The 1,593-nt window shown below is 53.9% G+C and carries 1 protein-coding gene; it reads left to right on the top strand.

The features are described from left to right. The first annotated feature begins 135 nt into the window (after window positions 1-135). Window positions 136-1,521, top strand: a complete 1,386-nt coding sequence (locus FZ041_RS14290) for an IS4 family transposase (protein ID WP_149190059.1) — start codon at window positions 136-138, stop codon at window positions 1,519-1,521. Window positions 1,522-1,593 lie beyond the last annotated feature (72 nt).

Here is a 1,593-nt window from a genome sequence, read left to right as displayed (position 1 = left end):
CTCAAACTTCGCAGGTGCTGAGCACCCGTAAAGCCTTGTGAAATCTATGTTTGTAGCAAAATAAATAGCATGAACTGCACCAATTTAGTATAATTAAGGTGTGAAACAAAACATACTAAAGCGGAGGTTCATGCTATGCAAATTATACCACAAACCACCCATCAGATGGAATCCATTTCGAAGAAAACTTCGCTGTTCTTCCACCGATATCGCATCGGCCAGATTTTGCGGTCTGCCAACGCATGCAAACTCAAGGGCTTTTCCGCTATTCTGGTGTTCCTTGTGCTCGTCAGCATCATCTTCGAGAACCGCTCGCTTTACATGCAACGCCGGCTTCACGAGGAATCCCTGCCGTTTGGCAAGGACACGGCCTACCGCTTCTTGAACTCCTGTCACACGAACTGGCGCAGGTTCACGCTGCTCCTTGCGGCGCGGATCATCAACGAAACCATCAAACCGTTGACAGACGCCGGACGTCGTTGCGCTATCATCGTCGACGATTCGCTCTTCAGCCGCTCGCGCTCCAAGCGCGTGGAACTCTTGGCGAACGTCTACGACCATGTGAGCCACCGTTATACGAAGGGCTTCCGCCTGCTCGTCCTTGGCTGGACGGATGGGAACACCTTCCTGCCGCTCACGTTCTGCCTCCTTTCGACATCGAAGGGAAAGAATCGTCTCAACGAGGCCGACGCGTCCGTCGATGCCAGGAGCAACGGTGGAAAGCAGCGCAAGCTCGCGCAGATGGAAGCGCCTGCCGTTGTCCTCAAGTTGTTGCAGGAGGTCAAAGCCGCTGGCGTTCCCGCGCAATACGTCCTTTTCGACACATGGTTCTGCTCGCCATCCTCTCTGAAAGCCATCCATGACCTCGGTTACGACGTCACCGCCATGGCAAAGAAGAGCAAGAAGGTGCGCTATCTCTGCGAAGGGAAGATCTCGAACGTCAAGGCCATCTACAAGGAACACAAGAAGCGTCGCGGGCGTTCGCGCTACCTTCTGTCCGTCGATGCTGTCGCAATGAAACAGGGAGAATCCCTTGTGCCTGTGCGGCTGGTCTTCGTCCGAAACCGCAACAAGAGGAAGGACTATCTCGTCCTCGTCACGACAGACCTCTCGCTTTCAGAAGAAGAGGTCATCCAGCTCTACGGGAAACGTTGGGGCATCGAGGTGTTCTTCAAGGCGTGCAAGTCTTACCTGCGACTCGGCAAAGACTGCCGTTCCGTCTCTTACGATGCGATGACGGCGCATGTTGCCGTCGTCTGCACACGATATATGCTCCTGGCTGTCGAGGAACGTGAGAACACGGATGGGCGAAGCCTCGGCGAGCTCTTCTATCTGGGGCTTGATGAGCTTCCGGACTTGAAGTACATGGAAGCGCTTCGCCTCGTGTTGCAGGAGTTTGCGGAGCAGCTTCGGGCAGAATATCCGTCAGAAGTCTTGCTGGTCGAATCGCTCTTGGAACGATTCCTGAACGATCTGCCCGCTCTTTGGATGAGTCGTCTGCGTGCACAGAAGTGTGCGTGAATGGCTTTCGACATTCAGTTCAAGCTGATTTATCAAGGCATACGGGATGTTTTCCGTGTGCGAAGTTTGAGT

The sequence above is a fragment of the Pseudoselenomonas caprae genome, assembly GCF_008271345.1.
GTDB classification, from domain to species: Bacteria; Bacillota; Negativicutes; order Selenomonadales; family Selenomonadaceae; genus Selenomonas_A; species Selenomonas_A caprae.
Note: the sequence above shows the minus strand (reverse complement) of the source record. Positions and strands in the feature narration are given on the sequence as shown.

Bases quoted from the DNA above. Each gene is read 5' to 3' on its own strand.
- FZ041_RS14290 (WP_149190059.1), top strand. From the start codon at position 136: ATGCAAATTATACCACAAACCACCCATCAGATGGAATCCATTTCGAAG.